This is a genomic window from Paenarthrobacter sp. 4246 (genome assembly GCF_040546855.1).
GTDB lineage: Bacteria > Actinomycetota > Actinomycetes > Actinomycetales > Micrococcaceae > Arthrobacter.
In genome coordinates, this window is the sequence record NZ_JBEPOP010000002.1 from 45,870 (window position 1) to 67,956 (window position 22,087).

General features: G+C 64.6%; 21 protein-coding genes. 16 read left to right on the forward strand and 5 right to left on the reverse strand.

Annotated features, from left to right (window positions below; translation table 11 throughout):
- The first annotated feature begins 65 nt into the window (after nt 1-65).
- Nucleotides 66-497 carry a hypothetical protein gene (locus ABIE35_RS02975; protein WP_354512388.1) on the forward strand — a complete coding sequence of 144 codons (432 nt, stop codon included), beginning with the start codon at nt 66-68 and terminating at the stop codon, nt 495-497.
- Between the two features lie 24 nt (nt 498-521).
- On the opposite strand, the gene ABIE35_RS02980 is transcribed toward ABIE35_RS02975, so the two are convergent.
- Both ABIE35_RS02980 and ABIE35_RS02985 read right to left on the reverse strand, forming a co-directional pair.
- Nucleotides 522-1,118, reverse strand: coding sequence for a dihydrofolate reductase family protein (locus tag ABIE35_RS02980; RefSeq protein ID WP_354512389.1), 597 nt, complete (start codon nt 1,116-1,118; stop codon nt 522-524).
- A gap of 51 nt (nt 1,119-1,169) precedes the next feature.
- On the reverse strand, nt 1,170-1,298 hold the full coding sequence (locus tag ABIE35_RS02985; protein WP_354512390.1) for a hypothetical protein: 129 nt from the start codon (nt 1,296-1,298) through the stop codon (nt 1,170-1,172).
- On the opposite strand from ABIE35_RS02985, the gene ABIE35_RS02990 reads away from it, so the two are divergent.
- The 11 genes from ABIE35_RS02990 (at nt 1,297) to ABIE35_RS03040 (ending at nt 13,137) form a co-directional block, all read left to right on the forward strand.
- A complete protein-coding gene (locus tag ABIE35_RS02990; RefSeq protein ID WP_354512391.1) occupies nt 1,297-1,728 on the forward strand; it encodes a hypothetical protein in 432 nt (143 codons plus the stop codon). The two genes, ABIE35_RS02985 and ABIE35_RS02990, sit on opposite strands and share 2 nt — an antisense overlap.
- Before the next feature lie 148 nt (nt 1,729-1,876).
- Nucleotides 1,877-4,606: a GMC oxidoreductase gene (locus ABIE35_RS02995; protein WP_354512392.1), complete on the forward strand. Its 2,730-nt coding sequence runs from the start codon at nt 1,877-1,879 to the stop codon at nt 4,604-4,606.
- 74 nt (nt 4,607-4,680) lie between these two features.
- Nucleotides 4,681-6,624, forward strand: coding sequence for a hypothetical protein (locus ABIE35_RS03000; protein WP_354512393.1), 1,944 nt, complete (start codon nt 4,681-4,683; stop codon nt 6,622-6,624).
- Complete coding sequence (locus tag ABIE35_RS03005; RefSeq protein ID WP_354512394.1) at nt 6,621-7,676, forward strand: alpha/beta fold hydrolase; 1,056 nt, start codon at nt 6,621-6,623, stop codon at nt 7,674-7,676. The genes ABIE35_RS03000 and ABIE35_RS03005 overlap by 4 nt, the downstream gene beginning before the upstream one ends.
- Entirely contained in the window at nt 7,673-8,656 is a 984-nt protein-coding gene (locus tag ABIE35_RS03010) for an acetoacetate decarboxylase family protein (RefSeq protein ID WP_354512395.1), read from the forward strand. The genes ABIE35_RS03005 and ABIE35_RS03010 overlap by 4 nt, the downstream gene beginning before the upstream one ends.
- A complete protein-coding gene (locus ABIE35_RS03015) occupies nt 8,653-9,135 on the forward strand; it encodes a hypothetical protein (RefSeq protein WP_354512396.1) in 483 nt (160 codons plus the stop codon). Before ABIE35_RS03010 ends, ABIE35_RS03015 begins: the two co-directional genes overlap by 4 nt.
- A complete protein-coding gene (locus ABIE35_RS03020) occupies nt 9,132-9,608 on the forward strand; it encodes a hypothetical protein (RefSeq protein WP_354512397.1) in 477 nt (158 codons plus the stop codon). Before ABIE35_RS03015 ends, ABIE35_RS03020 begins: the two co-directional genes overlap by 4 nt.
- Entirely contained in the window at nt 9,605-10,960 is a 1,356-nt protein-coding gene (locus ABIE35_RS03025) for a patatin-like phospholipase family protein (protein WP_354512398.1), read from the forward strand. The genes ABIE35_RS03020 and ABIE35_RS03025 overlap by 4 nt, the downstream gene beginning before the upstream one ends.
- 156 nt (nt 10,961-11,116) lie before the next feature.
- Nucleotides 11,117-12,028: an FAD-dependent oxidoreductase gene (locus ABIE35_RS03030; protein ID WP_354512399.1), complete on the forward strand. Its 912-nt coding sequence runs from the start codon at nt 11,117-11,119 to the stop codon at nt 12,026-12,028.
- Nucleotides 12,029-12,163: 135 nt separating this feature from the next.
- Nucleotides 12,164-12,856: a deoxyribose-phosphate aldolase gene (gene deoC, locus ABIE35_RS03035; protein WP_354512400.1), complete on the forward strand. Its 693-nt coding sequence runs from the start codon at nt 12,164-12,166 to the stop codon at nt 12,854-12,856.
- A 53-nt stretch (nt 12,857-12,909) separates the two neighbouring features.
- Nucleotides 12,910-13,137, forward strand: a complete 228-nt coding sequence (locus tag ABIE35_RS03040) for a hypothetical protein (protein ID WP_089594218.1) — start codon at nt 12,910-12,912, stop codon at nt 13,135-13,137.
- 87 nt (nt 13,138-13,224) lie between these two features.
- On the opposite strand, the gene ABIE35_RS03045 is transcribed toward ABIE35_RS03040, so the two are convergent.
- On the reverse strand, nt 13,225-14,034 hold the full coding sequence (locus tag ABIE35_RS03045; RefSeq protein WP_354512401.1) for a metal-dependent hydrolase: 810 nt from the start codon (nt 14,032-14,034) through the stop codon (nt 13,225-13,227).
- A 4-nt stretch (nt 14,035-14,038) separates the two neighbouring features.
- On the reverse strand, nt 14,039-17,677 hold the full coding sequence (mfd, locus tag ABIE35_RS03050; RefSeq protein WP_354512402.1) for a transcription-repair coupling factor: 3,639 nt from the start codon (nt 17,675-17,677) through the stop codon (nt 14,039-14,041).
- 109 nt (nt 17,678-17,786) lie between these two features.
- On the opposite strand from mfd, the gene ABIE35_RS03055 reads away from it, so the two are divergent.
- The 4 genes from ABIE35_RS03055 (at nt 17,787) to nhaA (ending at nt 21,583) form a co-directional block, all read left to right on the forward strand.
- Nucleotides 17,787-19,328 carry an SDR family oxidoreductase gene (locus ABIE35_RS03055; protein ID WP_354512403.1) on the forward strand — a complete coding sequence of 514 codons (1,542 nt, stop codon included), beginning with the start codon at nt 17,787-17,789 and terminating at the stop codon, nt 19,326-19,328.
- A gap of 47 nt (nt 19,329-19,375) precedes the next feature.
- On the forward strand, nt 19,376-19,873 hold the full coding sequence (locus ABIE35_RS03060; protein WP_310201612.1) for a DUF2505 domain-containing protein: 498 nt from the start codon (nt 19,376-19,378) through the stop codon (nt 19,871-19,873).
- A gap of 1 nt (nt 19,874) precedes the next feature.
- On the forward strand, nt 19,875-20,096 hold the full coding sequence (locus ABIE35_RS03065) for an SCO4848 family membrane protein (RefSeq protein ID WP_089594213.1): 222 nt from the start codon (nt 19,875-19,877) through the stop codon (nt 20,094-20,096).
- A 167-nt stretch (nt 20,097-20,263) separates the two neighbouring features.
- Complete coding sequence (gene nhaA / locus ABIE35_RS03070) at nt 20,264-21,583, forward strand: Na+/H+ antiporter NhaA (RefSeq protein ID WP_354512404.1); 1,320 nt, start codon at nt 20,264-20,266, stop codon at nt 21,581-21,583.
- A 30-nt stretch (nt 21,584-21,613) separates the two neighbouring features.
- Here the strand turns inward: nhaA and sufU are convergent, their stop codons facing one another.
- Nucleotides 21,614-22,066: a Fe-S cluster assembly sulfur transfer protein SufU gene (gene sufU, locus ABIE35_RS03075; protein WP_354512405.1), complete on the reverse strand. Its 453-nt coding sequence runs from the start codon at nt 22,064-22,066 to the stop codon at nt 21,614-21,616.
- Between the last annotated feature and the right edge of the window lie 21 nt (nt 22,067-22,087).

Below are 22,087 nucleotides of genomic sequence, written 5' to 3' on the forward strand. Positions count from 1 at the left end.
CAAACCACCGTCTTCGGCTACAGGGTTCAATACCGCGGTGGCCGGATATCGCGCATTGGAGAGCCATGACCGCCCGGAGCAAGGACGTCGCTGATGCGCTCAGCGCCGATGTCACACGCATAGTCAAGGAACGCTACCCGGATGAGCTGGCACGCGCGCAGGCCGTCCACGCACGCTCCGAGAAATTGGTTCTCGCATTCATGTTCTCCTCGGTTGCGCTTTGGTTCCTCGGTCCGGCCCTGTTCCTGAACGGCCTCATCAGCCCGGTGGTCGCCATCATGGTGCCTGGTCTGCTGACCCTCGGGTTCCTCACAATCGTGCTCGTCGCCATCGTCCGCAACAGGGCTGCGGCGCGACCCATCGTCGAGTACGCGCAGCAGTGGGGTCAGAACGTCACCAGTGTGACAAAGAAGGGCATTACCGTCGCCGTCCCCAAGGGCGCCATCACGGTACCCGCGGAGTTCCGTGAGACGCGCAGGGTCACCCGCCAGCACTGATACCGCGATGGCGCCGGGCCCGGATCAGCGCTGCACCCGATACCGCACGTGGGTGACGAGTCCGGTCCCGCGCGCGTCAATCGGTTCAAGCGTCACGTCCCCCACGCCGTCGAGCAGCCGTTCGCCACCACCCAGGATCACCGGCGAGATGTGAAGCCGCAGCTCGTCCATGAGCCCTGCGGAAAGATACTGACGGGCGGTTTGCGCTCCCCCCGCAATCGCCACATCGCTGTCCCCGGCGGCTTCCCGGGCCTGGGCCAAGGCCGATTCGATGCCGTCAGTGACGAAGTGAAAAGTGGTGCCACCTTCCATCGCCAGCGGCTCGCGCTGGTGGTGGGTCAGGACGAAGACAGGTGCATGATACGGGGGTTCCTCACCCCACCAGCCGCGCCATTCCTGATCCCACGGGCCCGATCCTGGACCGGCGAACATGTTCCGGCCCATGATGTAAGCGCCAGCCTCGAGGATGCCAGCGATCTCAGCTACGCTGGCCTCCCGTTCCTCGAACTGCCAACGGTGCAGGCTCTCGCCGCGCTCCCCCAGCGGCTTGTCCAGGGACTGGTTGGGCCCGGCAACAAATCCGTCAAGGGAAACAGTCAGATCACAAGTGACACGGCTCATGCGCCCATCCTGCCACCGCACGCCCGGTGCGCCTAGGGGCCGGCCCGGCCGTCACAGCACCACCTGCATGGCGTTCGGTGGTTCTATGCGGAGCATCCGGCGGCGCATCTGTACGGCGGAACGGACGAGTCCTACGCTGAACCTGTCCACCAGCGCGACGACGCGAAAAGAGGCAGCCATGGCACGGGATCCGAAACCCACGTTGGAGCAACTGAATATCCTCGTCGGCGAGTGGGAAACGTCAGTCCCTGGCCTGGAGGTCTCCGGCCGGACGACTTTCGAGTGGCTGGAGGGCGGAGGCTTCCTCATCCAACGATCCACGGTCCAGCGGCCGGAGTACCCCAATGCAGTCAGCGTCATTGGTGCCACGGGCTCGGACGGAGCCTTCCAGCAGCACTATTTCGATTCCCGCGGCATCGCCCGGATCTACGACATGACGCTCAAGGACAATTTATGGATTCTCTTCCGGGATGACCCGGACTGGCCCCAGCGCTTCGTTGGCCGCCTCACCGAGGACGGCAACACCATCACCGCCCGCCTGGAGCGCGGCACCTACCCGGGCGGGCCGCTGGAGCACGACTTCGACATGATCTACACCCGCATTGTTTAGCGCACCCTGAATCCAAGTACGCCACCTCATTTACAGATCCCCTGCCCGGTGGGAACATAAGCCCCATAGTCCGCGGAGGCAACGCCCGGCCACACCCGGCGCCGTCAGCTGCAGCTATGTAGTCAGCTCTCCTCTGAGAGGAACGGCCATGGGTCGTCTGGGGACCGGGAACAGTGGGGATGCGGGGTCTGAGCCCGCGTCTGATCCGCCACGCCACCGCGGCAGCGGCATCGAAAAAGTCGACGCAGTGGTGGTGGGCTCCGGCTTTGGAGGCTCCGTTGCGGCGCTTCGACTCGCCGAGGCCGGACAGTCCGTTGTGCTCATGGAACGCGGCAAACCGTACCCGCCGGGCAGCTTCGCGCGCTCGCCGTCGGAGATGGGCCGGAACTTCTGGGATCCGGACCGCGGCTTGTACGGACTCTTTGATGCCTGGACGTTCCGCGGCACGGAGGGACTGGTGTCCAGCGGGTTGGGCGGCGGCTCACTCATCTATGCCAATGTCCTCCTGCGCAAGGACGAGAAGTGGTTCGTCAACGAATCCCCCATTCCCGGCGGTGGTTACGAGAACTGGCCTTTCACCCGGGCTGACCTTGATCCTTATTACGATGCCGCCGAAGCCATGCTGCAGCCTGTCCCGTATCCCTACAAGGACACCGCGAAGACCCTGGCCATGGAGAAGTCCGCCGCGAATCTGGGACTGTCCATCACCCGCCCTCCCATTGCGGTCACGTTCTCAGCGGCGCCTGACACGGAGCCGCGGACCAATCATGCTTTGCCCCTGCCCGGCTACGGCAGCATCCATGGTCCCACCACGGTGCGGACCACCTGCACGCTCAGCGGTGAATGCGACATCGGGTGCAACGCCGGCGCCAAGAATACGCTGGACCATAACTACATCTCAGCGGCGTCCTACAAGGGCGCCGATGTCAGGACGTTCCACGACGTCCGCGGTATCCGGCCCTTAAGCTCCGGAACGCAGGGCGGGGGCTATGAAGTCCGCTATGTGGTGCATCACCCGGATCGCCAAGGCGAACTCCTCACGGAACGCATCATCCATTGCCGCCGGCTCGTCCTGGGTGCCGGCACGTTCGGCACCAACTTCCTCCTGCTCCGCAACCACGGCTCCCTCCCGGCGCTCAGCGACACCCTGGGCGCCCGTTTCAGCGGCAACGGCGACCTTTTGACGTTCGTCATGGGCGCCAAAACTCCCCCTGCCAACGGCTCACGGCCGGGCGTCCGCACGTTGGCCGGCAGTCGGGGCCCGGTAATCACCACAGCCATCAGGGTCCCCGATTCGAACGACGACGACGGCGATGGTCGCGGCTACTACGTGGAGGATGCCGGGTATCCGGCCTTCATGAACTGGCTCATGGAAACAGCCCAGCTGCGCACCACCATGAAACGGACGGTGAAAGTGGCAGGACAACTGCTCAAGGACAGGCTGTTCGACGCCGGCCGCTCCAACGTATCCGCCGACCTCGCCGCAGCATTGGGCGACGGCCGATTGTCGTCCAGTTCGGTGCCTCTGCTGGGAATGGGAAGGGACATTCCCGACGGTGTCATGACCCTTCGCGACGGGAGGCTGGCCATCGCCTGGACCATGGCAACGTCCAAGGAGTATTTCGGCCGCGTCCGCGAAACCATGGAGTCGATTTCCAAGGACTTGGACGGGGACTTCATTGACAACCCCCTGTGGTGGGCCAAGCGCGTCATCACGGTTCACCCCATCGGAGGAGCCCCCTCCGGCCGTCATCCGGGGGAAGCAGTCTGCGACTCGTATGGCGAAGTGTTCGGATACCCGGGATTATTCGTGGTTGATGGAGCCGCGATGCCCGGTCCGGTGGGCGCCAACCCATCCCTGACCATCGCGGCGTTCGCAGAGCGTACCTGCGCCCACATCATCGAGAACGCGGACAAGGCCGGCCACCGGGGCATCCGTCCGGAAGATGCGGAGGGCTCCGGCGGGCCCAGCGAAAAGGTGGGCGCTGAGCGGGATGCAGCTGGTGCCGTCGTCGACGTCGGTGCATCCGCTCCGCGCGCGTTGGCGCCGGACGCAACCAAGGGAAAGGCGGCACCAGAGGAACAGCCTGCGAGCGCAGTGTCTGAGGTGCCTCAGGCGCGAAGCCGCGGGCTCGGCAGGCCTGGCGCTCCCGTCGCCCCCGATCAGGAGACCACCTCCGTACGGTTCACCGAGCAGATGCACGGTTGGTTCAGTCCAGGCATCGCCGATCCGGAAAAGGGGTGGAGCCTGGGCCGGGACCGCAGCCGGAAGATCATGTTCGAGCTGACCATTACCGCCCAGGACATGGAGGCGTTCGCGACCGATCCGAACCACCCGGCCAAGGCCGAGGGCTACGTGCTGGCGGACTACTTCGGTGGCCGGATGCCGGTAGAGCGGGGCTGGTTCAATCTTTTTGTTCCGGACGCATCCGACGACGGGGCACCAGCCAGGCGCATGCTCTACCGGTTGTGGCTGCGGGACCCGGGCGGCACGCCGTTCACGTTCACCGGGCACAAACTGATCCATAACGAGGCAGGTTTCGACCTCTGGGCGGATACCACCACCCTGTACGCCACCATCCTCCGTGGCCATGTGCCGCCGGATGCTGTGCCACCCGATCCAGGGACGCCGGACATTGTGCCGCCGCACCCCGAACAGCCTGCTGCAAGCGGCGCTGTCCAAGCAGGCGTAGTTGGCGCCGGCATCCTCTATATCCGGCCTCTGGACTTCGCCAAACAACTCACCACGTTCCGGGCCGAAGGACCGGCTCCAGCCGCAGGCTTGGTGACCTTCGGCAAACTGTTCGCTGGCGAACTCTGGCAGGTCTACGGGCAGGGTCTCAGACGCGTCCCCTTCCCGTTCACGTCAAAGCAATGAAAAGCCGGGAGCTCGCGAAACACCACGCCGTACTGGGCTTCACACCCCAGACGGCGGTTCGTTGGCTCTCGCCCATGTCCTTGGCAAGAACCGCGTTGAAGGTCGCGGCGGCCACAGTCTTTGCCGATTTTGGCGATAAGCGCGAGCTTGAGGGCAGCTTTCCTGCGGACCCCCTGCGCTTGGACAAACTTCCTGTCCCGGGCCAACCGGCGCAGCCCGTTGTCAGCAGCCGCGGGCTTCCCTCACCTGCCGACCTCGAGGATGGGCGCGCCGCGGCTCCGGCAGCGACGGAAATGTGGCTCGACTTCACGGCCGACCTCGGCGATGGCTTCGATGCCACCTACACGGTGGCCTCCTTGCTGGCCCAGGACACGCTGACGGTGGACGGGCATGAACTGCCCCGCGGCAGGGTGCTGGTCCTTGGCGGGGACGAGGTCTACCCGGTGGCCTCCCCGGCGGCGTACGAGAACCGGATGGCGGGCCCGTACCGGACGGCATTCCCACCCGAGTTGCGAGGCCCGCTCCGCACCCCAAGACGCGCCGAAGCCGCGCACACCGGGCCCCACAACCCGCCTCCGGTCATGCTGGCGCTTCCCGGCAACCACGATTGGTACGACGGCCTCACCTCGTTCATCCGGGTGTTCACCAGGCAGCGGAGCATCGGAAGCTGGCGGACCATCCAAACCAGGAGCTACTTTGCCGTCCGGCTGACCGGAACCCCTCCCGGACCGGGCCGGAACGGCACCCCCGGCTGGTGGTTGCTGGGCTTGGACAGCCAACTGGGGCAGTACATCGACGAACCTCAACTGGACTATTTCTACCGGAACGTTACTCTGCAACTGCAGCCCGGCGATGCGATCATCCTCTGCGTCGCCGCTCCGTTCTGGGTTGATGCCACCCAGCCAGGGTGGGGTGAATTCCGGCAGGTGAACTTCTTCGAGCAGGACTACCTGCGCCGCCGCTTCAACCCTGAAACGGGCCTGTTCGACGCCACAGGTGCCAGCGTCAGGCTCTGGCTCACCGGAGACCTCCACCACTACTCCCGCTATGAGGACTCCCCTTCCCAAAACCAGCACCAGACCGCGGACCCAGGCAGGACCCAGATGATCACCTGCGGGCTGGGCGGCGCCTACCTCTCGGATACCCACGGACTGCCGGAACATCTCACCCTGCCTGCCGCGTCGGCCGCTCCCGGTGAATCGTCCAGCCTCCGGCACTCACAACAAGGAGGCACACCACAGACGGGCACAGGCCGCATCTTCACCCGCACCCCCACCACCTTCCCCGGCCAAGGGAACTCCCGCCTGCTCGGCCCGCAACTGGCCAACCCCTTCTCGCAGTTCTGGCTCCCCATCCGCAACCCCGGCTTCGGAATATCGCTGGGCATCATGCACGTGGTGGCCGCCCTGGCGCTGTGGACGGTCTTCAGCGCCTTTCGCGGGGAAGCCTTCGTGGACAGCCTGCGCAGCCTGAGCCGCGGAGACACCCCGGTACTCGTCATTGTCCTGCTCCTTGCAGGGCCTCTCCTCCTGGCGATTGCCTCGTTGCTCGCGCGTTCGATGGGCGTGGCCCAGGCGGGCATTGTCGTTTTCGCCCGCGGTTCCCTGTACCAACTGTCCGCGCTCGCGGTGAGTACCGCCGTCGTGATCCTGGTTCCTTGGCCGGAGAACTGGCCGGACGTGGTGATCCTGCTTCTGGTGCTTGCCTTGGTACATCTGGGCGGGTGGGCGCTGGGCAGCGAGGCCTTCGCCCTGTACGTCCTGGCGACGCCCAGCGGCGAGGTTGCCTCGTGGAAGATGTCCGGCCAGGCGATCGAGGACCACAAAGGCTTCCTCCGCATCCACCTCTCGCCGGATGCCAACCTCACCGTCTACCCGTTGATGGTGGACACCGTCTGCCGCGATTGGCAACTGGCAACGAACGACGACGGCGCGCGGCTAGTGCCGCTGACAGGTCTGCCTGCCGTGCGGCTGCTTGAAGAACCCATCACCATCGCACGGAAGGGAAACACCCCATGATCATCACCCGTGCCGAGCACAGGACCGAGGTCATTCCTCTCCGTGCCCGGGACAACACGCCCTTGAGCCTGGTCCACGTCACCTCACCCCTTGAAGCAATCAAAGGGCCGGTGATCCTGGTTCACGGTTCCGGAGTGCGGGCTGAACTGTTCAGGCCACCGGTCCGCACCACAATCGTCGATGTCCTCCTGGAAGACGGCTGGGATGTTTGGATGCTGAACTGGCGGGCATCGATCGACCTTGATCCGTTGTCCTGGACGCTTGCCGACGCCGCCGTGTATGACCATCCGGCTGCGGTCGAGCACGTCCTGAACGCTACCGGTGCGGAGACCATGAAAGCCGTGATCCACTGCCAGGGCTCTACGTCGTTCACGATGTCGGCCGTGGCGGGGCTGCTGCCGCAGGTGGACACCATCGTGTCCAACGCGGTGTCCCTGCATCCGGTCGTGCCGGCGTTCTCGCAGCTGAAAATCAACTACCTCACGCCCGTGGTCAAAGCCTTCACGCCGTACCTGTCGCCTGCATGGGGGTACAAGTCCCAGGGCTACTTCACCCGGGCCATCCGGGGCCTGGTCAAAGCCACCCACCATGAATGCGACAACACCGTCTGCAAGATGGTCAGCTTCACCTACGGCAGCGGCCGCCCCGCACTCTGGTCCCATGAGAACCTCGACGACGCCACCCACCGATGGCTCGCCGGCGAGTTCGCCGAGGTGCCCGTGACGTTCTTCGAGGAAATGGGCCGCAGCATCAAAGCCGGGCACATGGTGGCCGCCGGCAACCATCCGGAATTGCCGGACAACCTGGTGGCCAAAGCCCCTCAGACCGATGCGAGGTTCGCCTTGATCGCCGGCATGGACAACCTGTGCTTCCTGCCCGAAAGCCAGCAACGCACCTTCGAATTTTTCCAGAAGCACCGCCCCGGGAAGGATTCACTCCACCTCATCCCTGGCTACGGCCATTTGGACGTTTTCTTCGGCGACCACGCCTGGCAGGACACCTTCCCCATCATCGTCGACGAACTGAACCGAGCCCCGGAGTCGAAGCCATGAAAAACCTCACCGAACTGGCCGCACCCTTACTCAAGCTCCTGCCCTCACCTGTTCCACGGAGGCAGGAACGGCTTCGCGGGCAGCATGCGTTCGCGGACGGAATCAAATACACCATGCCCGTCAATTCCGATGACTCGCCGGTGCTGATGGCGGCCTTCCCCATCAACAAGCGGGCAGCCGCCGCTGCACTCCCCGGTTCGGAAATGCGGCCGTTCACCCTCGGCGGCAAAGGGCTGCTGGTGGTGACAGTGGTCAACTACAAATCCACGGACATCGGCAAGTACATCGAGTACTCCCTGGCCATCGCCATCACCCACGGCAGCAGGCCTGCCCCGCCCATCCTCCCGCTGCTTTTCCAAAAGACGTTCAAGCTGGGCCAGTTCGTGGTGGACCTGCCCGTCAGTACCGAAGTCTCCGTGAAAGGGGGCAAGGGAATTTGGGGCATGCCCAAGCACCAGGCCAACCTGGACTTCGTGGTCACCGACTCCACCGTGTCAGCCCAGTACGACAAGGACGGCCAGTTGGGTTGCTACATCGAAATCGAAAGGCCCGCGGCCCCGGGCGCAACCCAGCTTCCCCTCAAACTTGACGCGTCCAACTACTGCGTCTTCCGGAACATGCTCTGGAAATCGGATATCTACTTCGAAGCCACCGGGGACATCGCCCTCGGCGCCCAAGCCAAGGCGCGGCTCATCCTCGGTGACGCGCCCGGCGTCGAGCCTCTAAAGGACCTGCAAGTAGAGAGCAAACCGGTGTTCACTGCCTGGCTGCCCCAAGCCCACGGAGTCCTGGATGACCACTACGAAGCGTGGTTCCTCACGGCTCCCACCCAGCTCGAGGCCGTGGCCCTTCGCGGCGGGGACATGATGGACAGCGTGGTGGACCTGGGCCAAGGGCAGGAATGGCTGGCTCCGCCGGACCGGAGCCGGGTCCCGGGCGCTGCCGGGGCAAGCGCGGACCCCCGTGGCGGTGCCCAGTGAACTGGCTCCTCCTGCTCAATGCCCTCTACTTTCTCTTCGGGGCCACCATGTACGTGGGCACTATGTGGGTGCTCAAGTTCTTCCTCTACCCCACCTGGGAATCGTTGGCCCGCGACAACGTGGACATGCACTTCGGCATCCCCACCCGGGCGGCCACCAAGTTCTTCACCATCGTGGTGCCCATCATGTTCATCTCCGGCGGCATCCTTGTCTGGTCTGAATGGGGCACCGTCCGAGTAATCCCCGCCGTCATTTGCCTGCTGGGAATCATCGTCCTGACCTGGGTGGGCCAAGGGATCATCATCCCCATCAACGTCCGGATCCGTGGCGGCGATTTCGCGGACGATGCCGAGCTCAGGTTGCTGCTCAAACGCTGGATGATGCTCAATGACATCCGTTTCTACGTCTCCACCCTGACCTGGGCCGCCATGGTCTGGCTGTTGGTGGACCGTGGCCGGCTGCTGGAGTCCTACGCGTGACCGCGCACCAGCCGGCACGCTCCGGACGCCAGCCCCGGAAGACGCACCCGCCCGGCACCATTGCCTGGGCCGTGGCCGATCCCCTCCGCGCCGTGCTCGCGGCCATCGCCGTCATCACGGTCCTGACCGGAGCCGTGCAGGTCCCGTTTGGTGGGCAAGTCCTGCAACTGATCGGCGCGGACTCCACACCTGAAACCCGCCAACTGTTCGGCACCGTGGGAATGTTCATGGTGGTGGTCGGTGGACTGCTCCTCCATACCCTGCTCAACGCTGTTCCCTCCCCCGAGGTGGTGCTGTGGTCCGGGCTCCAGAAAACCGGCGCTTTCGGGGCCGTGGGCATCGGCGTCCTCAACGGTGTCTTCGCGCCCATTGCCCTGATGGTGGCCTTCTTTGACCTCGCAACCGCGATTCTCCTCTACATCCATTGGCGCCGTCTCAGCGCCGCGCCTCCCAACTCCGGGCTGGCGGGATGAAACACACGGCAAAACGCTCACTGGTCCTCGCCGGCGGCGGCATGCGGGTGGCGTGGCAGGCCGGAGTGGTGAAGGCCCTCGCCGAGGAAGGCCTGGAATTCCAGCACGTCGACGGCACCTCCGGCGGGATCCTCACCGCCGGCATGATTCTCTCCGGCGTCTCGCCGGATGAGATGTGTGCCCGGTGGTCGGGCGTCGACGTGAAGGACTTCGGCTCAGCACTGCCCGTGGGCGACTATCTCAAGGGTCCGTGGTCGTTGCCTGCCGTTGGCGACGCCGACGGTATCCTCAGCAAGGTCTTCCCCACCTTGGGTATCAATGACGCCACTATCCGGGCCCACGCAGCGGAACCGGACGCCGTCGAGGGTTCCTTCAACGTGGTGGAGTTCACCGAGAAGCGCTGCCACGCCATAGACGCCACGGACATTGATGCCGGGCTCATGGCTGCTGGCATGTCACTTCCAATCTTCCTGACGCCTCTGCGCCGGGACGGAAAAGTCTGGACCGATGCCGTCTGGATCAGGGACGCCAATGTGGCCGAAGCACTGCGGCGTGGGGCCGACGAAGTGTGGCTGGTCTGGTGCATCGGAAATACGCCTTACTGGGGCGACGGACCGCTGGAACAGTACGTGCACATGATCGAGATGAGTGCCATGGGCGCCCTCCTGGCTGATTTCGATGCTGCCAAGGCTGCTGGACGCGAGTTTGTGCTGCACGTAGTCCGTCCCCGGCATCCCCTTCCTTTGGATCCGGAGTTCTATCTGGGCAGGATCGACGCCGATACGCTGATCGGCATGGGCTACCGGGACGCCCGCGCCTACCTCGGTTCGATGACTGACGCCGGATTGGCCAAGGATGCGAACTGCACGGCGATGACAGAGCCTCCACCGGGGGTCCGCGTCAACGACACCCTCCGGGGCGACCTGGACGGATCGCCCGTGACGTTCAAGGCCACAGTGGTCCTTCCCTCCGATCCCGGGGACGAAGCGCCGCAGCTCAGCGGCTATCTGGAACACTCCCGGTTCGGGCGGGCATTCCTGGCGGGCGGGCGCGTAGAGACCCACGGCGACGACGTCACCTACCGTGCCCGCATCAGGGTCGACGGCGGGTGGCAAAGTCTTGTGGTGGCCCGCACGTTGCGCGATGACCCGGGGCCGGACGCCTGGGCGGATTCGCGGCGTGCCCGGCTTGAAGTGGGTGGACTGGCGACCGATCTGACCATGAGCCTGGCCGATGCTGCCGGCTTTCTGGCGTCCGTTGAACCCGTGGGCGCCCACGGATTCGTGGACCGCGCGGGCGCGGTGGCAGGCTTCGCGGGGAACGGTTTCCGCGAGCTCCTGCGCCGATACTGACGCCAGCGGCAGGCCCAATGTGACGCACGTTATTACCGGCCGGTAAACACCACGCTTCAGATCCGCCCAAGATGGCAACAGCGGGGAAACACCCGCGAAAAACCGGCCGCCTACGCTGAAGATCAACAGCAGGTCATCTGAGCGAAAGGGCCAAACATGTCCGCCACCCCGTCCGCAACCTCCCTCCACATCGTCATCGCAGGCGCAGGCCCAGCGGCCCAGGCATTGGTGCGGCGGCTTGCGGGAAGGTCAGACTCCAGGCAACGTGCTTTCGACGGAACCATCACCGTCCTCAGTAACCGCGACGAGTGCCCGGACGCTTTGCTGGAACTCGCCGAGCTCCCCCAGGTTTCGGTCCGCTTCGGGCAGCCGGCCAGCTTCATCGACTCCGACGCCAAAATAGTCACCACCGTGGACGGCCTGGAATTCTCCTACGACCAGTTGGTCATCGCCACCGGTTCTGCGCCTTCCCTCCCGCCCGTAGCCGGAGCCGAATCCGGCCTGAGCTACTCCACCATCGACGACGCCGCCACCATCGGTGAAGCCGTCAAGGAGGTCACGAGGATGGTGGGCCGCCGTCCCCTCGGAATCCTGGTGGGCAGTGGGCCTTCCGCGGGCCAGGCAGAGGCCGTGCTCCGAGCCCGTGGCGTCCGTCCCGTCCGCACCACCCTTCGCCCTACCGCGGTGATTGCCGACCCCACTCCCGTTGCTTCTGCTGCTTCAACTGCCGCGGGAATGCCGGGCTCCAACCTGCCGGCAACTGGCATCCTGTTCGAGGATGGCAGCAGCATGAAGGGCGACCTCGTGGTCATCGCGGAGGAACGCACCGCCCGTAACGACCTCGCCGGAAGCGCCGGCTTGGCGGTGGCGTCCGACGGCGGCATTTCCGTGGGGCGCGACCTCGCCACCTCAGTCCCAGGCATCTGGGCGATCGGCGACGCCGCTTCGTGCGATGGCCTCCGCCTTGGCCTGCTTCTTTCCGCTGAGTCTTCTGCGATGTTGTGCGCATCCGGCATGCTGTTGGGAACACGGGGCAGCTCTGATCAGCAGGTCCCGATGGCGGCTTAGCCCGCCCTGCCTGCCGTATTCCACGGCACCCAGGCCCTCCCTGCAGTAGGCAGCCCATGTGGCAAGATGGTCCTTTGACGGGCAGTGACAACCCTGCGGCCACCGGGCCGGCCACGCCCTGCACGGAAGGATCCCATGAGCAACCAAGCCGTCGCCCCGGCGAACATCGCCTCCTACATCGACCACACATTGCTGAAGCCGGAGGCCAGTGAAGCAGACGTCCTCAAGGTCTGCGCCGAGGCCATCGAATACCGGTTCAAGTCCGTCTGCGTGAACCCGGTCTGGGTCAAGACCGTCACCAAGGCCCTCAAAGGTTCCGGCGTGCTGACGTGTTCGGTCATCGGATTCCCGCTGGGCGCCACGCCCAGCGACGTTAAGTCTTTTGAGGCCCGCGGAGCAGTGCTCGATGGTGCTGACGAGATCGACATGGTGATCAACATGGCCTCTGCCCGGGCCAATGACAAGGGTGCCCTGGTGGACGACATCAAGGCCGTAGCCGAGACGGTCCACGCCGGTGAGGCCATCCTGAAGGTCATCATCGAGACGTCCATGTTGACCGACGAACAGAAGGTCATCGCATGCGAAGCGGCCGTGGAAGCGGGTGCGGACTTCGTGAAGACCTCCACCGGCTTCAACGGCGGAGGTGCAACAGTTGAGGACGTCGCTTTGATGCGCAAGACCGTCGGACCGGACCTCGGGGTCAAAGCCTCCGGTGGAGTGCGCTCCCTCGCCGATGCACAGGCTATGATTGCTGCTGGTGCAACACGTATCGGAGCAAGTTCCGGAATTGCCATCGTCAAGGGTGAACAGGGTTCATCCGCCTACTGAGGCTTCCGCAACTGCCAGAGAATTTTGAGCCCCGCGGGGCCGAGGAGGAACGAATGTCCAAGAACGCAACAAGCGCCCCCATTGAACGCGAGAACAACCTGGGCACCAGCATTGTGCTGTTCGTGGTCATGATCGTGCTCTTCCTGGGCTCCATCTACTCGCTGTCCTTCCTGAGCTTGGACAACCCGTGGCCGATGGCCGTTTGCCTGGGCCTGTTCGCGTTGGCTTTTTGGATCCCGCAGACCATTCTTGGCCGTTCTGATTCCGCCGGCGAAAGCTAAACCCCAAAGTTACAGCGAAGCGGCCCAGGTTATGCCTGGGCCGCTTTCTTTTTTGGCCAGTTGCAGGCCGGCGATCCCGTCAGGCCGTCACGGTAACTGGATCACACCGCCCAATGCTGCCAGAACGCCGGGCCAGTGTTGTTGCGCCAGTGTCCATGCCGCGGCGCCCATACCCACCATGGCATAACCGCTGACAGGAATCAGGACCAGCCACTCACGTCGGGAACCAGCCCGCCCCAGCAGTGGAATGGAGAAGGCCCCGTTGGAGCGCCAAATTCCGCTGATCAGCGATTTGCGCAGGAATTTTGGTGGCTTGATGACAATTGGCCATAAAAGTGGAACCCCGCCGACAGTGATCATGTCCCCCACAATGTGCACCACTACGCCGGTAAGCATGGACAGCGGCAACCAACCCCACTGATCCGGCGCAAACCAGGTCACCAGGCCGGCCATGACCAACGCGAACAGCCAGTTGGTAATCCAGCCTGACTTCGGAAACAGGTTCAACGCCTTGGCCGCCAGGTTGATCATGAACATGCACAGCAGCCCCGCGCCCACGGACAGCTTCCCCATGGGCGTCACCATCTGGAACTGCGCGGCCATTGCTGCCAGCACAACAAACGCCGAGGCCCCTAAGAGGGAATGCGTCCCTTGGCGGTGCCCGCCGCTGGCCTTCTCGATTCCTACCGCAATCATGTTGGACAACGGCGGCAGGGAGTTAGCGATGGTGCTGTGGCGGTGGTCCCAGTCGACCACCAAAGCAGTTCCCGCCGTCGCCATGGCGCCGATCAGGATCCCGGTGGAATCCAACGGGTACCAACCCAGGGCATACGGTCCGGTTGAGGCAATAGCTATCCACGCCGCGGCTCCCGACGCGGCGTGATGTCCTCCCATCATTCAGTTAGCCAGCCTTCACGGGTACGTCGGTGAAAATTGCTTCAATGACGGTGTTGGCCCACTGCAGGATTTCGGCATCCTGGAGGTCGCGTCCGCCGATCCTGGCCGTCTTGGGCTTGGGAATCAGCACGGAGTCCAGCGCAGGCTTCACTTGGGAGCCCGGGTACATGCGGTTCAGGCGCATGGTTTTGGATTCGGGCAGTTGCGCCGGCGAGAAGCGGATGAAGTTGCCTTGGAGCGCGACGTCGGACAGGCCGGCTTCGCGGGCTCCCACCCGGAAGCGCGCCACGGCAATGAGGTTCTGGGCAGGCAGCGGGGGCTCACCATAACGGTCCACCAGTTCGGCCAGGACTTCGTCTATCGCTTCGTATGTGATGGCCGCGGCCAGCTTGCGGTAGGCCTCCAGGCGCAACCTTTCCCCTGGCACGTAGTCGTGCGGAAGGTGGGCATTGACGGGCAGTTCAATCTTCATTTCCGCCGCCTTTTCCTCGGCCTCGCCGCGGTACTCGGCCACAGCTTCGCCCACCAGGCGAATGTAGAGGTCAAAACCGACGCCTTGGATGTGGCCCGACTGCTCCCCGCCCAAGAGATTGCCGGCGCCACGAATTTCCAGATCCTTCATGGCCAGCTGCATCCCGGCCCCGAGTTCGTTGTGCGCTGCCACGGCTTTGAGGCGTTCCAGCGCTACCTCTCCCAATGGCTTCTCGGAGGGGTACAGGAAGTAGGCGTAGGCACGTTCACGGCCACGGCCGACACGTCCACGGAGCTGGTGGAGTTGCGAGAGGCCGTACTTGTCCGCGCCATCCACAATCAGGGTGTTGGCGTTGGAAATGTCCAGGCCCGTCTCAATGATGGTGGTGCAGACCAGGACGTCGAACCGCTTCTCCCAGAAGTCCACGATGATCTTCTCGAGGCGGCTTTCGGACATCTGGCCGTGTGCAACTTCCACGCGGGCTTCCGGAACCAGTTCGCGGATTTGTGCTGCAATGCGCTCGATCGAGGAAACCCGGTTGTGAACGAAGAACACCTGTCCCTCGCGCATGAGTTCGCGACGGATCGCTGCGGAGGTCTGCTTGTTCGTGTACGGCCCCACGTAGGTCAACACGGGGTGCCGTTCCTCAGGCGGCGTGGCCAGGGTGGATGTTTCCCGGATACCGGTGAGGGACATTTCAAGGGTGCGGGGAATCGGCGTTGCACTCATCGCCAGTACATCAACGTTGGTGCGCATCTTCTTGAGCGCTTCCTTGTGCTCCACACCGAAGCGCTGTTCTTCGTCCACGATCACCAAACCCAGATCCTTGAACTCGAAGTCCTTGGACAGCAGCCGGTGCGTACCGATCACTACGTCCACGGCCCCGCTCTTGACGCCCTCGGCCGTTTCCTTGGCTTCTTTGGTGCTCTGGAAGCGGGACATCGGCTTCACGCGCAACGGGAACCCGGAAAAGCGCTCCGTGAAGGTTTCATAGTGTTGCTGCGCCAACAGCGTGGTGGGCACCAGCACAGCTACTTGCTTGCCATCCTGAACGGCCTTGAACGCTGCACGGACGGCGATTTCCGTTTTGCCGTAGCCCACGTCACCGGACACCAGCCGGTCCATGGGAATCTCCCGTTCCATGTCCGCCTTGACCTCGTTGATGGTGGTCAACTGGTCGGGCGTCTCCACATACGGGAAGGCTTCCTCGAGTTCGCGCTGCCACGGGGTATCGGGGGCGAAGGCATGTCCGCGGGATGCCATGCGGGCGGAGTACAGCCGGATCAGCTCACCGGCGATTTCCTTGACGGCCTTGCGGGCCTTGGACTTGGTACTTGCCCAGTCGGCACCGCCCATTTTGCTCAACGCGGGGGTGTCTCCGCCGACGTAGCGGGTCACCTGGTCCAGCTGGTCGGTGGGCACAAAGAGCCTGTCCCCCGGAGCGCCGCGTTTGGAGGGCGCGTACTCCAGCACGAGGTACTCGCGCAGCCCGGCATCGGACGACGACGTACCTGTCACCTTGCGCTGTATCAGCTCCACGAACCGACCGATGCCGTGCTGCTCGTGCACCACAAAATCGCCGGCGTGCAATTGCAACGGGTCCACGGCGTTGCGGCGCTTGGACGGCATGCGGCGCATGTCCTTGGTGGAACTGGCCGTCGCGCGACCCAGCAGGTCGGCTTCGGTCAACAGGCCCAGCTTGAGGCCGTCCAGGACAAAACCACGTCCGACGGCGGCAGTGGTCACCTCGATGATGCCTGGCTGCGGATCCTTCTCCAGCGACTCAACGCGGGAACAGGGAATGTCGGCATCGTGGAACAGCTCTGCGAGGCGTTGGGCAGGCCCGGGACCATCGGTCACCACCACCACCCGCCATTGCTCGCGGACACGGGAGCCGATGAACTCCAGCATCTCCGCCACTTCACCTTGGTAGCCTCGAGGTTCACGGGCACGCATGTTCAGGACGTCGATGTCCAGGACCAGGTCCTCGTCAGTTGCCAATGAGGTGATGGACCACCAGGAGACGTCGTGTGCCAGGGCAGCCGAGCGGGTGTCGGTGAGGGACCGGAAACTGGCGGCATGCAGGTCCGTGGAGGCCTGGGACGACAGGTCAAGGGGCGCCGCACCGCCGTCGGACGCTGTTGACCAGGCGGCTTCCAGGAATTCCTCGTTGGTGGCAGCGAGATCGTGCGCGCGGGTGCGCACCTTCTCTGGTTCGATGACGACAGACAAGGACCCGGGCGGGAGCTGATCCACGAACGGAACCATGGCGTCCACCAGCACGGGCGCCAGCGATTCCATGCCTTCAACGGCGATGCCGCCGGCGATCTTTTCCAGCATGTCCGCAGCTGCCGGCATGTCCGCCTTCAGCTTCGACGCGCGGGACATCACGGACGGCGTGATCAGGATTTCGCGGCACGGCGGGGCATGGAGTGCCGTGGGGTGGTGGATGCCGGGGGCGGACAGCGAGCGCTGGTCGGCTACGGCGAACCAGCGCATCTGGTCCACTTCATCGCCGAAGAATTCGACGCGGATGGGGTGGTCCTCGGTGGGCGGGAAAACGTCAAGAATGCCGCCACGGACGGCGAATTCGCCACGGTGCGTCACCATGTCCACACGGGCATACGCGGCATCGGACAGCGCACGGACTACCTCCGTGAACGAGCGTTCCTGCCCCACCTGCAGGGTCACCGGAACCAAGTCCCCTAGCCCGGCCACGAGGGGCTGGACCACGGCGCGAACAGGAGCCACCACTACGCGCAACGGAGCCGCCGTCGAGGTTTCCGGGTGGGTCAGGCGGCGCAAGACGGATAGGCGGCGGCCTACGGTGTCCGAGCGCGGCGACAGCCGCTCGTGCGGGAGGGTTTCCCAGCTGGGGAAGGCCGCCACGGACTCGGCGGGAAGATAGGAGGCCAGAGCGGCAGTGAGGTCTTCGGCTTCGCGGCCAGTAGCGGTGACGGCGAGGACCACGGGAGTGCCAGCGCCATCGGCACCAGCACCGGCATCAGCAAGCGCGTCGGCCATTTCCGCGAGCAGCACAGCCCGCATGCCCGTGGGCGCGCTGATCTGGTAGTCGGTGTTGCGGTCGCTGAAGGGCCGCTGAGCTTCCGTTCGGACGCGCGCGAAAGTCTTGTCCTCCGCCAATGCGCGGCGCAGACCGTTGAGGCTCATGACAGAAACTCCTAGGGTGGGTCCAAGGGCAGGCAACACAAATGCCCGGAAATTCAGATGAACGCCGGGTCATTCCAGCCTACCTCTACCCCCAGCCCCAGGAGTTCCTTTGCAGCCTTCGGAAGCCACCCATTCCAACACCCCGCAGGACACCAAGACCGTACTGGTGACCGGTGCCACCGGGTACATCGGCGGCCGCCTGGTCCCCCGGCTCCTCGAGGCCGGCCATAGGGTCAAAGTCCTGGTCCGCACGCCACAGAAGATCGCCGATGTTCCTTGGCATGACCGCGTGGAGATCATCGAGAACAGCCTGTCCGACGCCGACGGCCTCACCGAGGCCCTGGCTGGCGTGGACGTCTTGTATTGCCTGGTCCATTCCATGGCGTCCGGCAGCGGATTCGAAGCCAAGGAGAAAGCCATGGCCCGGCTCGTGGCAGAAGCCGCAGCCGAGGCCGGCGTGGACAGGATCGTCTACCTCGGCGGGCTGCACCCGGAGAACGAGGAACTTTCCGTTCACATGCGTTCCCGCGAGACCGTGGGAAAGGTGTTCCTTGATTCACCGGTAGACGCGATCGTGTTCCAGGCCGGTGTGGTGATTGGTTCCGGGTCGGCGTCGTTCGAGATGATCCGGCACCTCGCCGAAACCCTTCCGGTGATGCCCGCGCCAAGTTGGGTTGGCAACCGGGTTGAGGCCATCGCGGTCCGTGACGTCCTGCATTACCTCGTAGCTGCCGCTGCGCTGCCGGAGAAAGTGAACCGCTCCTTCGACATTGGGTCGCGGGACGTCCTGAAGTACAAGGAGATGATGAACGAGTACGCCGTGGAGCGTGGGCTCCCCCGCCGGCTGGTCATCGCGCTCCCCGTGCCTGCACCGAAGCTTGCCGGTTTGTGGGTTGCCCTGGTGACCCCCATTCCTTTGTCCATGTCCCTGCCGTTGGTACAGTCGCTGCAGCATGACGCGGTCTCGCGGGAGCACGACGTCGACAGTTACTTCCCGCAGCCCGACGGCGGCCTGACGCCCTACCGCCGCGCCGTCGCCTTGGCGCTCGGCAAGGAACGGGACGGGCAGGTGGAGACCACCTGGGCCAACGCCGGCATCGATGCCGATCCGCTTCCCAGCGACCCCGACTGGGCCGGTTACAAAGTGTTCCTGGACGAACGGACCTTCCACAGTGAAGCGAAGCCAGAGCATGTCTGGACCATCATCGAGGGCATCGGCGGCAAGAACGGCTGGTACTCGCTGCCTTTGGCCTGGCGGATCCGCGGGTGGCTGGACAAGCTCCAGGGTGGCGCAGGATTGCTGCGGGGTCGCCGGCACCCCAAGACGCTGAACACCGGCGAGGTAGTGGATTGGTGGCGGGTGGAGGCCATTGACCGCGGGCACCTGCTGCGCTTGCGGGCCGAGATGCGGGCACCGGGAGGTGCATGGCTGGAGTTGGCGGTAGAACCCGACGGTGACGGCAGCCTTTACAAGCAGCGCGCCATTTTCTTCCCGCGTGGCCTGGCCGGGCGGCTCTACTGGCTGGGTGTCTACCCGTTCCACGGCTTTATCTTCCCGTCCATGGCCCGCAACATCTCGGCAGCGGCCCTCACCCTCCAGCAAAGCTCGGCCGAGACCGCCGGTTCAGGGGTGGCCAGCGAGACCCCGTAGGATGTTGGGAGCTAAAAAGCTTCACCACCACCATTCACGGAGGACCCATGGCCCTGAGCGCATCCACCACCCTGCCGCACAGCGTTGACCGCGTTGCTGCCGTATTTGTCAACGAAGATTTCCTGCGTCACACGAGCGAACTGGTGGGCGGCTCCCTGGAATCGTTCACGATCGACGGCGACCCCGCCGGTGCCTTCAGCACCACCACCGTCCGCACCCTGCCTACCACCCGCCTGCCGGACATTGCCCGCAAGTTCGTTGGCGAAACCCTCAAGGTCACCCAGACCGAGCAGTGGGAAGCTCCCGCCGCCGATGGTTCGCGCGCCAGCAACATCGCGCTCAAGATCTCGGGTGCTCCCCTGGACGTCACGGCCGTTCAGCGCCTCGTGGCTGATGGCGGCAACACCCGGATCGAGCTCGAAGGCAACGTGTCTTCTTCGGTGCCGTTCCTCGGTGGCAAGATCGCAGACGCCGCGGAGCCGATGGTGGGCAAAGCACTGAACATCCAGTCACAGCAGGCCCAGGCCTGGCTCGAAAGCCACTAGCGTGGAGATCCCCGCGATCCTCGCGGTTGTCCTGATCGTTGCCGGGGTCTGGTCCCTGGTGGTGTGGCCGCAGTTCCTCAAGCGCGTCATGAAGGATCCCCGCGCCCGCGATGCCGCAGGCAAGGCCACCAAGTTCCTCACGGTCCACGTTGTGCTGGTCACCATCTCCATGGTGCTGGGACTCGCGACGGCGGCCATTGGGATTGCGGGCCTCGTCGCCTAGCCCTCGCCTTACCCAACTGAGTAACGGAAAACGCTCCACTGAGCCCTCATTGGAGCATGTGCTGCTACTCAGTTGGGTAAGATGGTTATTGGTGTGCCGGGAAGTCTGGTCGGCGGAGCCTTTGTGCTCCCCTTGGACCGATTGATTCCCGCAATTAAGGAGCCCCCGTGGCCCAGAAGCCCCCTGCAACCCCTCAGCAACCCGGCAGCTCAAGCGCAGTTTTCTCGCGCTCCAGCTACCCCGAGTACCGCAGGATCCTCTCGATCCTTCGCACGGAGACAGTGGGCGGCGCCCTCCTCCTGACAGCCACGGTGGTGGCCCTCATCTGGGCCAACTCACCCGCTGCGGACGGCTACTTCGCATTCCGCGACGTCAAGATCGGTTTCGAGCCTTGGCATCTTGAGCTGAGCCTTGGCCATTGGGCCTCGGACGGCCTCCTGGCGGTGTTCTTCTTCTTGGCGGGCCTTGAGCTCAAACGCGAGTTCGTGGCCGGCGAACTCCGCAAACCCGCGAAAGCAGTTGTTCCCGTGGCCGCGGCGATCGGCGGCGTAGTGGTTCCGGCCGTCATCTTTGTCCTGTTCAACCTCGGGTCCCCTGAAACGCTCAAGGGCTGGGCCATTCCCACCGCCACGGACATCGCTTTCGCCCTGGCCGTGCTGGCAGTCATCAACACCCACTTGCCGGCCGCTCTCCGGACGTTCCTGCTGACCCTCGCCGTGGTGGACGACCTCATCGCCATCGGCATCATCGCGTTCTTCTATTCCACGGGGCTCCAGCCGCTCATGCTGTTGGCTGCCTTGGTGCCGCTGGCCCTCTTCACGTTCCTGGTCCAAAAGCGGATCCGCAGCTGGTACTTGCTCATCCCTCTCGCCTTGGCCACGTGGGGCTTCGTCCACGCCTCCGGGATCCACGCCACTGTGGCCGGAGTGCTGTTGGGCTTCGCCGTTCCGGTCCTGGCCAGCGGCAAGAAGGGAGAGCCGGCCGAAGGGCTGGCAGAGCACTTCGAGCACCGGCTGCGCCCGTTCTCGGCAGGCTTCGCGGTGCCCGTCTTCGCATTCTTCTCCGCCGGCGTGGCTTTGGGCGGCTTCGATGGCATGGGGGCAGCGCTCACGGATCCCGTGGCCGTTGGCATCGTGGCAGCGTTGGTAGTGGGCAAGGCAGTGGGCGTTTTCGGTACCACGTACCTTGTCACCAAGACCACCCGCGCCAGCCTCGACTCCAGCATTGCCTGGATCGATCTCTTCGGGCTCGCGCTTCTGGCCGGCATCGGTTTCACGGTCTCGCTGCTCATCGGCGAACTGAGCTTCGGCACAGGTTCAGCCCACAATGACCATGCCAAGGTGGCCATCCTGGCAGGTTCCCTGATCTCGGCGCTGCTGGCCGCCGTCGTACTCCGGGCCCGTAACCGGCGGTACCGGCAGGTGAAGGCGGACGAAGAACGGGACGACGACGGCGATGGCGTGCCTGACGTCTTTGCCCGCACCTGACGCGCGGGGGCCGGGGGCGCTGCTGGGAGGCTAGGCGGTGGCCTGGTTGAGCGCGTCCTCGGCAGCAACCCAGGAGATCATGGCGCATTTCACGCGGGCCACGTAACGGGCAACGCCCTCGAAAGCGGCAGCGTCGCCCAGGATCTCCGGGTCCGCCTGGACTTTGCCTCGCGACCGCAGGACCTCGCGGAAGTTCTCGATCACAGCGTGCAATTCCTCCACGGACATGCCCTCGCCCAGTTCGCTGAGTACCGAGGCCGAGGCCATGGAAATGGAGCAGCCCGCGCCGTCCCAGCTGATTTGCTGGACGGTTCCGTCAGCAACGGCCAACCGCAGCGTCACTTCATCCCCGCACACCGGGTTCAGCTGGTGTGATTGGCCGGTGGACGCCCCTTCCGGGGCTGGCGTTTCAGCCAAGCCGCTGCCATGCCGCTGCTTGGAGTGGTCCAGGATGATCTGCTGGTACAGCTGGTCAAGACTCATGGTGGTTGTTGCCTGTTCTGC

What these genes read in the sequence shown, in the direction of transcription:
- sufU (WP_354512405.1), bottom strand. Translation starts at nt 22,066, where the DNA reads ATGAGTCTTGACCAGCTGTACCAGCAGATCATCCTGGACCACTCCAAG.
- ABIE35_RS02975 (WP_354512388.1), top strand. Translation starts at nt 66, where the DNA reads ATGACCGCCCGGAGCAAGGACGTCGCTGATGCGCTCAGCGCCGATGTC.
- ABIE35_RS03030 (WP_354512399.1), top strand. Translation starts at nt 11,117, where the DNA reads ATGTCCGCCACCCCGTCCGCAACCTCCCTCCACATCGTCATCGCAGGC.
- ABIE35_RS03045 (WP_354512401.1), bottom strand. Translation starts at nt 14,034, where the DNA reads ATGATGGGAGGACATCACGCCGCGTCGGGAGCCGCGGCGTGGATAGCT.
- deoC (WP_354512400.1), top strand. Translation starts at nt 12,164, where the DNA reads ATGAGCAACCAAGCCGTCGCCCCGGCGAACATCGCCTCCTACATCGAC.
- ABIE35_RS02990 (WP_354512391.1), top strand. Translation starts at nt 1,297, where the DNA reads ATGGCACGGGATCCGAAACCCACGTTGGAGCAACTGAATATCCTCGTC.
- ABIE35_RS02985 (WP_354512390.1), bottom strand. Translation starts at nt 1,298, where the DNA reads ATGGCTGCCTCTTTTCGCGTCGTCGCGCTGGTGGACAGGTTCAGCGTA.
- ABIE35_RS02995 (WP_354512392.1), top strand. Translation starts at nt 1,877, where the DNA reads ATGGGTCGTCTGGGGACCGGGAACAGTGGGGATGCGGGGTCTGAGCCC.
- mfd (WP_354512402.1), bottom strand. Translation starts at nt 17,677, where the DNA reads ATGAGCCTCAACGGTCTGCGCCGCGCATTGGCGGAGGACAAGACTTTC.
- ABIE35_RS03010 (WP_354512395.1), top strand. Translation starts at nt 7,673, where the DNA reads ATGAAAAACCTCACCGAACTGGCCGCACCCTTACTCAAGCTCCTGCCC.
- ABIE35_RS03000 (WP_354512393.1), top strand. Translation starts at nt 4,681, where the DNA reads ATGTCCTTGGCAAGAACCGCGTTGAAGGTCGCGGCGGCCACAGTCTTT.
- ABIE35_RS03060 (WP_310201612.1), top strand. Translation starts at nt 19,376, where the DNA reads ATGGCCCTGAGCGCATCCACCACCCTGCCGCACAGCGTTGACCGCGTT.
- ABIE35_RS03005 (WP_354512394.1), top strand. Translation starts at nt 6,621, where the DNA reads ATGATCATCACCCGTGCCGAGCACAGGACCGAGGTCATTCCTCTCCGT.
- ABIE35_RS03040 (WP_089594218.1), top strand. Translation starts at nt 12,910, where the DNA reads ATGTCCAAGAACGCAACAAGCGCCCCCATTGAACGCGAGAACAACCTG.
- ABIE35_RS03025 (WP_354512398.1), top strand. Translation starts at nt 9,605, where the DNA reads ATGAAACACACGGCAAAACGCTCACTGGTCCTCGCCGGCGGCGGCATG.
- ABIE35_RS02980 (WP_354512389.1), bottom strand. Translation starts at nt 1,118, where the DNA reads ATGAGCCGTGTCACTTGTGATCTGACTGTTTCCCTTGACGGATTTGTT.